The organism is Streptomyces sp. GMY02, assembly GCF_019056675.1.
Classification (GTDB): Bacteria; Actinomycetota; Actinomycetes; order Streptomycetales; family Streptomycetaceae; genus Streptomyces; species Streptomyces odonnellii.
Genome location: NZ_CP077658.1, coordinates 166,014 through 178,247, shown reverse-complemented (window position 1 = coordinate 178,247; position 12,234 = coordinate 166,014). Strand labels below are relative to the sequence as shown.

At 71.8% G+C, this 12,234-nt stretch carries 14 protein-coding genes and 1 pseudogene; 6 read left to right on the top strand and 9 right to left on the bottom strand.

Annotated features, from left to right (window positions below; genetic code table 11):
• Positions 1-34 precede the first annotated feature (34 nt).
• The 6 genes from paaE to KQY30_RS00705 all read right to left on the bottom strand — a co-directional run bounded on the left by paaE (position 35) and on the right by KQY30_RS00705 (position 5,277).
• Complete coding sequence (gene paaE, locus KQY30_RS00730; protein WP_217305071.1) at positions 35-1,189, bottom strand: 1,2-phenylacetyl-CoA epoxidase subunit PaaE; 1,155 nt, start codon at positions 1,187-1,189, stop codon at positions 35-37.
• On the bottom strand, positions 1,189-1,713 hold the full coding sequence (gene paaD, locus KQY30_RS00725; RefSeq protein WP_217305070.1) for a 1,2-phenylacetyl-CoA epoxidase subunit PaaD: 525 nt from the start codon (positions 1,711-1,713) through the stop codon (positions 1,189-1,191). Before paaD ends, paaE begins: the two co-directional genes overlap by 1 nt.
• Positions 1,707-2,570 carry a 1,2-phenylacetyl-CoA epoxidase subunit PaaC gene (gene paaC, locus KQY30_RS00720; protein ID WP_217305069.1) on the bottom strand — a complete coding sequence of 288 codons (864 nt, stop codon included), beginning with the start codon at positions 2,568-2,570 and terminating at the stop codon, positions 1,707-1,709. The genes paaD and paaC overlap by 7 nt, the downstream gene beginning before the upstream one ends.
• Positions 2,571-2,579: 9 nt before the next feature.
• On the bottom strand, positions 2,580-2,897 hold the full coding sequence (gene paaB / locus KQY30_RS00715) for a 1,2-phenylacetyl-CoA epoxidase subunit PaaB (protein ID WP_217305068.1): 318 nt from the start codon (positions 2,895-2,897) through the stop codon (positions 2,580-2,582).
• Positions 2,894-3,949 (bottom strand): 1,2-phenylacetyl-CoA epoxidase subunit PaaA, encoded by a 1,056-nt coding sequence (gene paaA, locus KQY30_RS00710; RefSeq protein WP_217305067.1) that lies wholly within the window; start codon positions 3,947-3,949, stop codon positions 2,894-2,896. The genes paaB and paaA overlap by 4 nt, the downstream gene beginning before the upstream one ends.
• 116 nt (positions 3,950-4,065) lie before the next feature.
• Positions 4,066-5,277, bottom strand: coding sequence for a thiolase family protein (locus KQY30_RS00705; RefSeq protein WP_217305066.1), 1,212 nt, complete (start codon positions 5,275-5,277; stop codon positions 4,066-4,068).
• Between the two features lie 205 nt (positions 5,278-5,482).
• Between KQY30_RS00705 and paaK the strand changes: the two genes are divergently transcribed.
• Positions 5,483-6,826, top strand: a complete 1,344-nt coding sequence (gene paaK, locus KQY30_RS00700) for a phenylacetate--CoA ligase PaaK (RefSeq protein ID WP_217305065.1) — start codon at positions 5,483-5,485, stop codon at positions 6,824-6,826.
• A gap of 61 nt (positions 6,827-6,887) precedes the next feature.
• Here paaK and KQY30_RS00695 read toward each other — a convergent pair whose 3' ends face one another.
• The gene (locus tag KQY30_RS00695) at positions 6,888-7,526 is read right to left on the bottom strand and encodes a TetR/AcrR family transcriptional regulator (protein ID WP_217305064.1); all 639 of its coding nucleotides are present in this window, start codon (positions 7,524-7,526) and stop codon (positions 6,888-6,890) included.
• 100 nt (positions 7,527-7,626) lie between these two features.
• On the opposite strand from KQY30_RS00695, the gene KQY30_RS00690 reads away from it, so the two are divergent.
• The 3 genes from KQY30_RS00690 (at position 7,627) to KQY30_RS00680 (ending at position 10,251) form a co-directional block, all read left to right on the top strand.
• Positions 7,627-8,409, top strand: coding sequence for an MBL fold metallo-hydrolase (locus tag KQY30_RS00690; protein WP_217305063.1), 783 nt, complete (start codon positions 7,627-7,629; stop codon positions 8,407-8,409).
• A 318-nt stretch (positions 8,410-8,727) separates the two neighbouring features.
• A complete protein-coding gene (locus tag KQY30_RS00685) occupies positions 8,728-9,933 on the top strand; it encodes a cysteine desulfurase-like protein (protein WP_217305062.1) in 1,206 nt (401 codons plus the stop codon).
• A gap of 48 nt (positions 9,934-9,981) precedes the next feature.
• On the top strand, positions 9,982-10,251 hold the full coding sequence (locus KQY30_RS00680) for a hypothetical protein (protein WP_217305061.1): 270 nt from the start codon (positions 9,982-9,984) through the stop codon (positions 10,249-10,251).
• An 82-nt stretch (positions 10,252-10,333) separates the two neighbouring features.
• Here the strand turns inward: KQY30_RS00680 and KQY30_RS00675 are convergent, their stop codons facing one another.
• Positions 10,334-10,921 (bottom strand): Imm21 family immunity protein, encoded by a 588-nt coding sequence (locus KQY30_RS00675; protein ID WP_254406853.1) that lies wholly within the window; start codon positions 10,919-10,921, stop codon positions 10,334-10,336.
• Positions 10,846-11,178: a hypothetical protein gene (locus tag KQY30_RS36010; protein WP_254406852.1), complete on the bottom strand. Its 333-nt coding sequence runs from the start codon at positions 11,176-11,178 to the stop codon at positions 10,846-10,848. Before KQY30_RS36010 ends, KQY30_RS00675 begins: the two co-directional genes overlap by 76 nt.
• A 69-nt stretch (positions 11,179-11,247) precedes the next feature.
• On the opposite strand from KQY30_RS36010, the pseudogene KQY30_RS00665 reads away from it, so the two are divergent.
• A pseudogene (locus tag KQY30_RS00665) lies at positions 11,248-11,523 on the top strand (XRE family transcriptional regulator); the annotation flags it as partial.
• 143 nt (positions 11,524-11,666) lie between these two features.
• Positions 11,667-12,125 (top strand): VOC family protein, encoded by a 459-nt coding sequence (locus KQY30_RS00660; RefSeq protein WP_217305060.1) that lies wholly within the window; start codon positions 11,667-11,669, stop codon positions 12,123-12,125.
• Positions 12,126-12,234 lie beyond the last annotated feature (109 nt).

Here is a 12,234-nt window from a genome sequence, read left to right as displayed (position 1 = left end):
CACCTTGCCGGTCGCGGTACCACGTGTCGCGGTACTAGCTGTCGAAGTCGGCCGTCAGGGTCTCGGACACGGGGTAGGTCTGGCAGGTCAGGACATAACCCTCGGCCACCTCGGACTCCTCCAGCGCGAAGTTGCGGCGCATGTCGCCCTCGCCCTGTGTGATCCGGGCGCGGCACGTGCCGCAGACCCCGCCCTTGCAGGCGAACGGGAGATCCGGGCGGGTGCGCTGGGCGGCGTCGAGGATGGACGTGCCGCGCGGCAGCGGGGCGGTGGTGGAGCGGCCGTCGAGGGTGATGGTGACCTGGCTGACCGGGCCCTCCGCCACCGCGTCCTCGTGGCGGACCGACCGTACCGGCTGGTCGTCGGCGTAGAACAGCTCCCGGTGCACCCGCCCGGCCGGTACGTCCAGCGCGGCGAGCAGCCGCTGTGCCTCCTGGACCATCAAATGCGGGCCGCACAGCCACCAGTGGTCCGTCCCCGCCACATCCACCAGCCCGTCGATGAGCGCGGTGAGCCGCTCGGCGTCCAGCCGGCCGGAGAGCAGATCCGCCTCGCGCGGCTCGCGGGACAGCACATGCCCGAGCTGGAGCCGGGCCGGATAGAGATCCTTCAGGTCCGCCAGTTCGTCGGCGAACATCACCGTGTCCGTACGCCGGTTCCCGTAGAAGAGCGTCACCCGCGAGCGGTCGTCGGCGGCCAGGACCGACTCGGCGATGGACAGCATCGGTGTGATGCCGGAGCCCGCCGCGATCAGGACATGGTGGCCCGGCGTGGCGAGGTCGGGGGTGAAGGAGCCGGTGGGCGCCATCACCTCGACCGTGTCCCCGGGGCGTACGTCATGCACCAGCCAGGACGAGAAGAGCCCCCCGGGCACCACACGGACACCGATGCGCGGGGGCGTGCCCTCGGGGGAGCAGATGGAGTACGAGCGGCGCTCGTCCCGGCCCTCCGTCTCCCGGCGCAGTGTCAGCGTCTGGCCGGCCCGGTGTGCGAACTCCCCGGCCAGTTCGGCGGGGATGTCGAAGGCGATCGCGGCGGCGTCCTCGCACAGCGGCTCGACCGAGGCCACCCGCAGCCGGTGGAACACCGGCCTGCGGCGCGGACCTCCGGCGGTGCCGGACACGCCGGGCCCGTCGTCCGGGGCGGTCGCGGACGCCCGGCCGGTCTTCCCGGCGGTGGTCGGGCCCATCAGATCTCCTTGACGTATTCGAACGGTTCCAGACAGCCCCGGCAGCGCCACAGCGCCTTGCACGAGGTGGAGGCGAAGCGCGAGGTCTCCTCGGTGTCGGCCGAGCCGCAGCGCGGGCAGCTCACCGCCCGCCGGGTGACCGACAGCTCCAGCGGGACCGGCCCGGCGGGCCGCCTGCGCACCGGGCCGGGCGGTGCGATGCCGTGCTCGGCCAGCTTCCGGCGGCCGGCCGGGGTGATCCACTCGGTGGTCCAGGGAGGATCCAGCTCGGTGCGGATCTCCACCCGTTCGAATCCGGCCTCCCGCAGCCGCGCGGCCACATCGGCGCGCATCTCGGCCATCGCCGGGCAGCCCGAGTAGGTGGGCGTCAGCCGCGCGACGACCGTACCGTCCGCCCCGACCTCGACACCGCGCAGCACACCCAGGTCGGCCAGGGTGAGCATGGGCAGCTCGGGGTCGGCGACCCGCTCGGCGACCCGCCGGGCCCGGCGCGCCACAAGATCGGAGGTCCCGGTGGTCACCATGTCGCCTCCGGAAGGGCACGTGCCACGCTCTGCAACTCGGCCAGCAGGGGCGCCAGATGAGCGGTGTGATCCCCCTCCCGGCCACTGCCGCCGAGGGGATGGGGACCGTCTGCCGGAAGGCCGAGCCCCGCGGCGTCGAGGACCTGCCCCAGCACCTCCGTCACCTCGTGCCGTACGGCCCCGGCGTCGATCCCGAACCCCGGCTCGGCGCCGAGCAGTTCACCGATGTACGGGGCGATCTCGTGCAGCGCGGCGGTCATCCTGCGGTGCGACTCGTCCGTACCGTCCCCCAGCCGCAGGGTCCAGTCGGCGGCGAACTGGCGGTGGTACGCCAGCTCGTTGACCCCCTTGGCCGCGACGGCGGCCAGCACCGGATCCGGCGCGGCGGACGCGAGCCGCCCGAACAGCGCCAGCCGCCAGCAGGACAGCACGAGCAGCCGCACGATCGAGAACGCGAAGTCGCCATTGGGCAGTTCGGCGAGACGCACATTGCGGAAGTCCTCGGCGTCCCGGAAGTAGGCGTACGCGTCCTCGTCGCGCCCGGAGCCGTCCACCTGGCCCACCCGCGCGTAGAGCAGCCGGGCCTGGCCCAGGAGGTCGAGCCCGATATTGGCGAGCGCCACCTCCTCCTCCAGCTCAGGAGCGCGGGTGCACCACTCGGCGAGGCGCTGCGCTTCGACCAGCGCGTCGTCGGCGAGCGCCAGACAGCGCGCGGCCAGCTCGCGCGCGTCGACGCCGTCCGGCACGGCCGTGTCCACACCGTGCAGCGGATCCTCGAAGCCGGTGCCGAACGCCCACCGGGCATCGCTGTCGTCATGCCCCTCGGCCAGGGACAGATAGACGTGGTCGTCGCTCATGCCCGGCTCCTAGATGTGCGGGACATCGTCGGGGATGTCGTAGAAGGTGGGGTGGCGGTAGACCTTGTCCGCGCTCGGTGCGAAGAAGGGATCCTTCTCGTCGCGCGTGGAGGCCGCGATGTGCTGGGACCGTACGACCCAGATGCTGACCCCCTCGTTGCGCCGGGTGTAGAGGTCACGGGCATGGGTGAGCGCCATGGCGTCGTCGGCCGCGTGGAGCGAGCCGACATGGACATGGTTGAGGCCGCGCTTGCCCCGTACGAACACCTCGTACAGCGGCCACTCGCGCGGGGCCTCCTCGGCCGTCGTCCTCTCGGTGCCGGTCACGCCGCTGTCCCCTTCTCCGTACGGACTTCGCTACGAGCTTCTGTGCCGGCGGCTTCAGCCGCCCGGGCGGCGCGCCTGGCCGCGTGCGCGGTGGCCGCCTCGCGGACCCACGCGCCCTCTTCGTGCGCGGTGCGCCGCCGCTCCACGCGCTGCGCGTTGCACGGCCCGTCGCCACGGATCACCCGCTGGAGCTCCGACCAGTCGGGGGTGCCGAAGTCATGTCGTCCGCGCTCCTCGTTCCAGCGCAGCTCCGGGTCGGGCAGGGTGACACCGAGCTTCTCGGCCTGCGGCACGGTCATGTCGACGAACCGCTGGCGCAGTTCGTCATTGCTGTGCCGCTTGATCTTCCACGCCATCGACGCCGCCGAGTTGGGGGAGTCCCCGTCGGGCGGGCCGAACATCATCAGCGACGGCCACCACCACCGGTCGACCGCGTCCTGCACCATCGCGCGCTGGGCGTCGGTGCCGCGCATCATCGTCATCAGCAGTTCGTACCCCTGCCGCTGATGGAACGACTCCTCCTTGCAGATCCGCACCATGGCGCGCGCGTAGGGACCGTACGAACTGCGGCACAGCGGAACCTGGTTGCAGATCGCCGCGCCGTCCACGAACCAGCCGATCACCCCGACATCGGCGAAGCTGGGAGTCGGATAGTTGAAGATCGAGGAGTACTTCTGGCGCCCCTCGATCAGCCGCTTGGTCAGATCCGCCCGGTCGGCGCCCAGGGTCTCGGCCGCGGAGTACAGATAGAGGCCGTGGCCCGCCTCGTCCTGGACCTTGGCGAAGAGGATGGCCTTGCGGCGCAGCGACGGCGCGCGGGTGATCCACTCGCCCTCCGGCTGCATACCGATGATCTCCGAGTGGGCGTGCTGCGCGATCTGCCTGATCAGGGTCTTGCGATAGCCGTCGGGCATCCAGTCCCGCGGTTCGATCCGCTGATCCCGTGCGATCGTCGCGTCGAAGTGCGCCTGGAGGTCCGGTCCGGCCGGACCGGACTCTGCCGCGGCGGACGGAGCGGCGCCCGTGGGCGGGACGGAGTCTGTCGTGGTCATCGCTACCAGCTTCCCAACCGACCGTTCGTTCGGTATGTGATACGACGAGTTTACTGCGGGCGTACGAGCCCCGCCAAGAGGGGTGTCGGCGGCCCCGGGCATGCGCCGGCCGTCGTTCACACCCGCTCCACCAGCATCGCCACGCCCTGGCCGACGCCCACGCACAGGGTGGCCAGGCCCCGGCGGGCGTCCTCGCGCTCCAGGCGGCCCAGCAGGGTGAGCAGGATACGGGCCCCGGAACAGCCGAGCGGATGGCCGAGGGCGATGGCGCCGCCGTCCGCGTTGACGGTCTCCTCGTCGAGCTTCAGCCGCCGTACGACGGCCAGGGCCTGCGCGGCGAAGGCCTCGTTCAGCTCGACCGCGCCCAGCTCGGCGGCCTGCCAGCCCGCGCGGGCGAGGGCCTTCTCGGTGGCGGACACCGGGCCCAGGCCCATCAGACCGGGCCGGACGCCGGCCGACGCGGCGGTGACGATCCGGGCCCGGGGGGTGAGTCCGTACCGCTCGACTGCCTCCGCACTCGCCACGACCAGGGCCGCGGCCCCGTCCGACAGGGGCGAGGAGGAGCCCGCGGTGACGATGCCGTCCTCGCGGAAGACCGTACGCAGACCGGCGAGCTTCTCCAGCGTGGTGGCGGGACGCGGGCCCTCGTCGACCGTCACCTCGCCGTCCTTGACCGGGACCGGCACGATCTCCCGGTCGAAACGGCCCGCCCGCTGGGCCGCGACGGCCCGCTGATGGCTGCGCAGCGCGAATGCGTCGGACTCGGCGCGCGTGATGCCGTCGAGGGCGGCGACCTCCTCGGCGGTCTCGCCCATGGACAGGGTCACCTTCGCCGCTTCGGAACCGGCGCCGGCGTCGGCCGCGGTGAAGCGCGGATTGGTGAAGCGCCAGCCCAGCGAGGTGTCGAACATCTCGCCCGGCTTGGCCCAGGGGGTGCCGGGCTTCGCCATCACCCAGGGGGCACGGGTCATCGACTCCGCGCCGCCCGCGACCACCAGCTCCGCCTCGCCCGACCTGATGGACTGCGCGGCGGAGGCCACGGCGGTCAGGCCCGAGGCGCAGAGCCGGTTGACGGTGTACCCGGGCACGGTGTGCGGAAGTCCGGCCAGCAGTACGGCCATCCGGGCCACATCGCGGTTGTCCTCGCCTGCCTGGTTGGCCGCGCCGAGGATCACCTCGTCCACGGCCTCGCCCGGAATCCCGGCGCGCCGGACGGCCTCGCCGACCACGAGGGCCGCCAGATCGTCCGGCCGTACGGTGGCCAGGGCGCCGCCGTAGCGGCCCTGCGGGGTGCGGGCCCCGTCGATCAGATAGACCTCGTCGGACATCGGTGCGCTCCTCGGCGGGTTTCCGGGGCATGCGTCGCCCCTCTTGACAGCCGAGGGCGAAGCTTGATTCCTTGACAAGGCCGACGCTAACCGAATGTTCGGTCGGTTCACAAGGCGGCGGAAACGGTGACGCGGGTCACTGGCGGCGCCCGTGGCGCACGCCCGGTCCGGGCCACGGCGGCGACCGATGCGCGAAGGAGACACGATGGGCAGTCCGACGAGCCGGGCGGGTGCGGGAATCCGCCGGGGCGAGCCGCTCCCGTACGAACTGCTCGACGACGGCGAGCGGTTGACCCGCGACGAGCTGAGGGCGCTTCAGCTCACCCGGCTGCGGGCGACCCTGCGGCACGCCTACGATCATGTGGAGCTGTACCGGAAGAAGTTCGACGAGGCCGGAGTCGGCCCGGACGACTGCCGCACCCTGGCGGATCTCGCCCGTTTCCCCTTCACCACCAAGGCCGATCTGCGCGACACCTACCCCTTCGGCATGTTCGCCGTGCCCATGGCGGAGGTGCGCCGTATCCATGCCTCCAGCGGCACCACCGGCCGCCCCACGGTGGTCGGCTACACGGAGAACGACCTGTCCGTATGGGCCGACGTCATCGCCCGTTCGATCCGCGCCGCCGGCGGCCGGCCCGGGCACAAGGTCCATATCTCTTACGGATACGGCCTGTTCACCGGAGGCCTCGGCGCGCACTACGGCGCGGAACGGGCCGGGTGTACGGTCATCCCCGCGTCCGGCGGGATGACCGCCCGCCAGGTCCAGATCATCCAGGACTTCCGGCCCGAGATCATCATGGTCACGCCCTCGTACATGCTCACCCTGCTCGACGAGTTCGAACGGCAGGGCGTCGATCCCCGTACCAGCTCCCTGAAGGTCGGCATCTTCGGTGCCGAGCCATGGACCGAGGAGATGCGCCGGGAGATCGAGGAGCGCGCGGACCTCCACGCCGTCGACATCTACGGACTGTCCGAGGTGATCGGGCCCGGTGTGGCACAGGAGTGCGTCGACACCAAGGACGGGCTGCATGTGTGGGAGGACCACTTCCTGCCCGAGACCGTGGATCCCCTCGGCGACGAACCGGTGGCCGACGGCGGGAGCGGCGAACTCGTGCTCACCTCCCTCACCAAGGAGGCGCTCCCCGTCATCCGCTACCGCACCCGCGATCTGACCCGGCTGCTGCCCGGCACGGCCCGTCCGGCGTTCCGGCGCATCGAGAAGATCACCGGCCGCAGCGACGACATGCTCATTCTGCGCGGCGTGAATCTCTTTCCGACCCAGATCGAGGAGATCGTGCTGCGTACGCCCGGTGTCGCCCCGCACTTCCAGCTCGAACTGTCGCGCAGGGGCAGGCTGGACCATATGACCGTACGCGTCGAGGCGCGCCCGGACACCGGGAGCGCACGGCGCGAGGCCGCCGCGGCGGAGATCGCCCAGGGGATCAAGGACGGTGTGGGGGTGAGCGCCGAGGTCCTGGTCGTCGACCCCGACACCCTGGAACGCTCGGTGGGCAAGATCCGCCGCGTCAAGGATCTGCGCGCCGGCTGACCGGTACGGCCGGCACCCGCCGACCGGTACCGGCCGCGCCGCCCCTGTGGTCTTCGCCACGTCACGGCAGCAGCGCGGCGGTGAGCATATGGGCCAGCCAATCCTCGTACTCGGCCCTCGCCCAGCCGCGCTCGCGGGTCAGGCGCTCATGGACCTGAGGGGATGTCAGCAGCCAGCAGGCGTCGGCCGCCCTGGCCGGGTCCAGGCCGGGGCGCAGCAGCCCGGCCGCCAGCAGACGGTCGACGAACGCCCCGGTCCCGGCCAGCCGTTCCCGGTCGGTGACGGCCGCCAGCTCGGCCAGCTCCGGATCGGCCGCCGACAGTACGGGCAGCAGCCCGGCCAGCCGCTCATGGACGCCCGCCACGAAACGCGCGTACCCGGCCAGCTTCCTGCCCGGCTCGGGCTCCGCGAGTACGGCGCGCAGCTCCGGCCGGGCATGCATCGGGACCGGAGCGTCGTCCTCGGCCAGTGTGGTGTCGTAGACGGCCTTCACCAGCTCCTGCTTGCTGCCGAACGCCTTGTACACCGTCGGCACGGAGACGCCCGCGCGCCGGGCGACGGCCTGGACCGAGGTGGCCCGGTAGCCGTCGCGCAGCAGCAGCTCCCGGCAGGCGTCCAGGATCGCGGCACGGCTGCGGGCCGCCGCCTCCCGTCTGCCGCTGCTGTCGTAGCCGCGCCGCGGCCGGTCCGGTCGGTGCATGCCTCCGCCTCTCCCTTGATTTCGGTATAGTCGATTCTATCGAAATCAGCCCGCACCTCAGTCCGGTCGTCGAAGCCGGACCGGACATCTGGGAGCAGCCGTGGAGCAGACCCCGCAGGACCGGCCGGGCATCCACCGTCTGGGCGACAGCCTGGTCAACTTCTACGTGGTCGAGGAACCGGAGGGCCTGGTCCTCGTGGACGCCGGGCTCCCCGGGCACTGGACGCTGCTCGTCGATGCCCTCGCCCGCATCGGCGCGTCCGTCACCGACATCAGGGCGGTGCTGCTCACCCACGCCCATCCCGATCATCTCGGTCTCGCGGCCAGGCTCCAGCGCGAGGCGGGCGCCGCGGTATGGATCCACCGCGCCGACGCGCCGACCCTGGCGGCTCCCAATCCGGCGCTGGCCGCCCCGAAGTCGGAGCGCGCCCTCGTGCCGTATCTGCTCCGCCGGCCCGCGGCGCTCGCGCTGCCCCTGCACCTGGCGCGCCGGGGCGGCTTCCGGCCCGCACCCGTGCCCCGGCCGGGCACCTTCCAGAGCCGGCTCGTCCTCACCGGGGTGCCCGGCACGCCGGAAGCGGTGCCGCTGCCCGGCCACACTCCGGGCAGCGTCGCCTATGTCTTCCCCGGGCACGGCGCGGTCTTCACCGGCGACGCGCTCGTGACGTACGACGGGCTCACCGGCGCCCGCGGACCCCGGCTGATGTGCCGGGGCTTCAGCCACGACAGCGCCGGGGCGCTCGCCTCGCTCGACCGGCTCTCGGAACTCGCCGCGGGCGCCGGGCAGGGCGGCGATCCGACGCTCTTCCCCGGCCATGGAGAGCCCATGGTCCACGGCCTGTCCGAGGCGGTGACGCGGGCCCGCGGTCTGGGCGTGATCTGAGCCCACGGATCAACACCCGCCGGGCGGACGGCAGTTGTCGAGCGCGAGTACCTGGCCACTGTTGGCGCGGCTCCTGGCCGGCCGGTCGGCGAGCCGGTCCGTACGGTTCGGTCCGCCGCGCGCAGCCGCACCGGGCCGCCGGTGAACTCCCGTACCGGCGGTCGACCGGACGGGGGCGCCATGGCGCGGGACCGGGCCGGGATCCATCATGGGTGCGCGCGGGCGTGGCCGTGGACGCCGAGGCGGACGCGGTTGCTCTTGTGGTGTGGTGCAGTGCGGTGCGATCCGGTGCGAGGAATCTGTGAGAGGAAACCGGCGATGACCTTTGATGTGGCCTCGGTACGCGTGCTCTACCCCGCGCTCCACGACGGCACGGCCTATCTCGACGGCGCGGCCGGCACCCAGGTGCCCACCGCGGTCATCGACGCCATCACCGACGCCTACCGGGCGGGCATGGGCAACGCGGGTGGTGCCTTCGCGGCGAGCCGGTACGCGGGGGAGATCGTCGACGAGTGCCGCCGGGCGGTCGCCGATCTGGTGGGCGGGGTCCCGGAGGGCATCGTCCTCGGCCAGAACACCACCTCGCTCGTCTACCGCTTCTCCCAGGCACTCTCCGCGACCTGGCGGCCCGGCGACGAGATCGTGGTCTCCCGGCTCGACCACGACGCGAACATCCGGCCCTGGCTGCAGGCCGCGGACCGCGCGGGCGCGACCGTACGGTGGGCGGAGGCCGACCCGGCGACGGGCGAACTGCCGGTGGAGCAGTACGACACCCTGCTCGGCGAGCGCACCCGGCTGGTGGCGGTCACGGCGGCCAGCAACATCCTGGGCACCCGCCCCGATGTCGCCGCCATCACAGCCAAGGCGCACACGGCCGGCGCCCTGACCTATGTGGACGGGGTGCACGCCACCCCGCACGGCCCGGTCGACGTCACCGCGCTCGGCGCCGACTTCTACGCCACCAGCGCGTACAAATGGTCCGGTCCGCACATCGGCGCGGTCGCCGCGGACCCGGCGCTGCTGGAGACGCTGCACCCCGATCAACTGGCCTGCTCGCCCCGGTCCGTACCGCTCCGCTTCGAGACCGGAACACCGCCCTTCGCCGACTTCGCCGGGGTCGCCGCCGCCATCGACCATCTGGCCGGACTGGCCGGCCCCGGGGCGGGAAGCAGGCGCGAGCGGCTGCTCGCCGCCATGGGCACGGTCGAGTCGTACGAGAGCGAGCTGTTCGCGGTCATGCTGCGCGGGCTGGAGGAACTGCCCGGTGTCACCCTGTACGGCAAGCCCGCGCGGCGCACCGCCACCGCCTACTTCCGGGTGGCGGGCCACACCCCGGCGGAGGTCGCCGAACACCTCGCGGCCCGCCGGGTGAACGTCTGGAGCGGTCACTGCTACGCCTGGGAGCTGGCCGGGGCGCTGGGACTGCGCGACACCGGCGGCGCGGTCCGCGCCGGTCTCGTCCACTACAACGACCGCTCCGACGTCGACCGCCTGCTGTCCGCCGTCGCGGAACTGGGCGGCTGACGGCGGCCGTCCGGGCCATTGTCAGTGGCGGGTGCGATGCTGCCGGTCATGGACGAACTACTACGGCGACGGCGCGTGTACGGAGCCGACCACGACGACCCCGACCCGGGACCGCGGCCCGGCCATGTCTACCGCGAACTGGTGGCCGGACCGCTGGACGGCCTGCTCCTGGACGTCACCGGCTGGAGCGACCAGCAGCTTCGTGAGGGGGCCGTGCTGCCCACCGAAATCGGCGCCCATGGCCCCGGCGGCCACACGCTGTACGCCCCGAGACCCGCGGCCCCGGGCCACTGGGACTGGGCGGGCGACATACCGTGACCGGCGCGGCTGTCCTGGCTGTCCTGTGACATCGAAGTTTGAGCGCGTGCCACCGAAGTTTGAGTGGCAGGGGTGCCGAGCGTCAGGGGCGACCGTCCTCGGCGACGAGCTTCACCAAGCCGACCCATGGGAACTCGCCGCTCTTATGGACCACACGCACCCTCCACTGGCCTGCCGGGAGATGCACTGGAGCCTGGTCCGGCTGGCCCCCGTCTGGATAGTCCACTCCCAAATCGGCGCCCGCTTCGGCCGAATCCATCAACACCGCCGGGCCATCGGTGACCCACAGTCCGGCGTCCTCCCAGGCGGTGTCCGGATCGGCCAGGACCGCCTCGGCTGCCGAGAACAACTCGGCCTCGGAGTCCGCAGCCAGCCACCGTACGAACAGCAGCTTCTCCGGCAGGAAGCACGTCTTTGCAGGTTCATCGGCCAGGACAAGCGCAGTGACGGCGCCCGCACCCACGGCGATCACGCCGGCCCAGTCCTCCACCTCGCAGGCGCGGTCGTAGTCATCACGGCCATCGGCATCACCGAGGACGGAACCGTCCTCCGTGCATCCACCCCAGGAGTTTACCGAGGACTCCGGAACGACGATCAAAGGGCCGCCCATCGACCGGACCCACACCAGCCCAGCACGGTCACAGCGATCGGTGTTGTGAGAAGCATCCATGCGCACAGTCTGCCGCCCACCACTGACACCGCTCGGAGGCCGGAGCCTGGTCGGCCGACCAGGTCACTTGGGGCGGCGTGGCTTGGCCGATATGGGGCCTTGGAGGCTGAGAGCGAGATGTTGTGGAGCTCGTCGACCAGGACCAGGCCGGTGCGGGCGTCGGTGCAGACACCGACGACCGCTTCGATGAGGTCGGTGATGTTGGAACTGCGCCGGACCGGCAGGCCCAGAAAGCGGGCGAACTCGGCGGCGATCATGCGGGCGGTCGCGGCGGGCGGGACGGTGATGTAGAGGACCGGGATGCGGTCGGCGACTTTAGGGCCGACACCGGGGGCATCATCATCGAGACCCGTGCGAGATTCGGCTTCACCGCGGCCCCCGGCACCACCGACGACAGCCGGATCCGCCTCATCACCCAGGCACTTCCCCCCGCCTTCGCCGCTCGCCTCTTCGACGCTTGGGCCACCGGCGCGTCCGAGCAGCAGCTCCGGGACATCGCGGCCGAAGGCCTCCAGGAGATCTACTTCAAGGACCGTGGCCGCCGCGCGGACGGCCTGCTCGTGGAGTTCACGGACATCGACTACATCGAGCTGGACTTCTGAGAGCCGGTCGTCCGGCTGAGTTGCCCGGGTGTCCCGGTGCCAGCAGAGTGGGCGTGGGGGGAGTGGTCACGTACCCCGCCGCACCCTGCCGCGGGCGACGTGTGTTCCGTACACGGCCGGCAGAAGGACACAGGGAGACAGCGATGGCGCAGCGAGACGACCTTCCGGCACCGTCGCAAGGGCTGGTCCTGACCCACTTCCTCACCGTGCGCGACGTCCATGCGTCGTGCCGCTTCTACGCGGACATCCTCGGCGGCGAAGTCGTACTCCCCGAGAACCCCGGGATCGTGAAGGTCGCCAACGGCTGGATCATCATGAACCCGGGCGGCGGACCCACCCCGGACAAGCCCGATGTGGTGCTCACCCCGCCCGCCCCGGGCGACCCCGTGTCGTCGTTCCTGAACGTACGGGTCGCGGATCTGACGGCCTTCTACGAGCAGGCCACCGCGAAGGGCGCGCACTTCCTGACCGAACCGCTCGACCGTAAGGCGGAACTCCGCTGCTATCTGCGCGATCCCGACGGATATCTGGTCGAAGTGGGCCAGGCGACCGGGATGCTGCACGGTGTCTTCGCCGACAGGCCACCCGTCGACGGCAGTTGAGAGGTCCACCAGGGCGGTTGAGAGGCCCAAGGCCCATCGTGACCGGCTCCGCACCTCCTGACGGTGATCTTGCGTGACTTCTCGGTCCTTCCATCGGATAAGCACGGTG

Bases quoted from the DNA above. Each gene is read 5' to 3' on its own strand.
- paaE (WP_217305071.1), bottom strand. From the start codon at position 1,189: ATGGGCCCGACCACCGCCGGGAAGACCGGCCGGGCGTCCGCGACCGCC.
- paaD (WP_217305070.1), bottom strand. From the start codon at position 1,713: ATGGTGACCACCGGGACCTCCGATCTTGTGGCGCGCCGGGCCCGGCGG.
- paaC (WP_217305069.1), bottom strand. From the start codon at position 2,570: ATGAGCGACGACCACGTCTATCTGTCCCTGGCCGAGGGGCATGACGAC.
- paaA (WP_217305067.1), bottom strand. From the start codon at position 3,949: ATGACCACGACAGACTCCGTCCCGCCCACGGGCGCCGCTCCGTCCGCC.
- KQY30_RS00705 (WP_217305066.1), bottom strand. From the start codon at position 5,277: ATGTCCGACGAGGTCTATCTGATCGACGGGGCCCGCACCCCGCAGGGC.
- paaK (WP_217305065.1), top strand. From the start codon at position 5,483: ATGGGCAGTCCGACGAGCCGGGCGGGTGCGGGAATCCGCCGGGGCGAG.
- KQY30_RS00695 (WP_217305064.1), bottom strand. From the start codon at position 7,526: ATGCACCGACCGGACCGGCCGCGGCGCGGCTACGACAGCAGCGGCAGA.
- KQY30_RS00685 (WP_217305062.1), top strand. From the start codon at position 8,728: ATGACCTTTGATGTGGCCTCGGTACGCGTGCTCTACCCCGCGCTCCAC.
- KQY30_RS00680 (WP_217305061.1), top strand. From the start codon at position 9,982: ATGGACGAACTACTACGGCGACGGCGCGTGTACGGAGCCGACCACGAC.
- KQY30_RS00675 (WP_254406853.1), bottom strand. From the start codon at position 10,921: ATGGATGCTTCTCACAACACCGATCGCTGTGACCGTGCTGGGCTGGTG.
- KQY30_RS36010 (WP_254406852.1), bottom strand. From the start codon at position 11,178: ATGATCGCCGCCGAGTTCGCCCGCTTTCTGGGCCTGCCGGTCCGGCGC.
- KQY30_RS00660 (WP_217305060.1), top strand. From the start codon at position 11,667: ATGGCGCAGCGAGACGACCTTCCGGCACCGTCGCAAGGGCTGGTCCTG.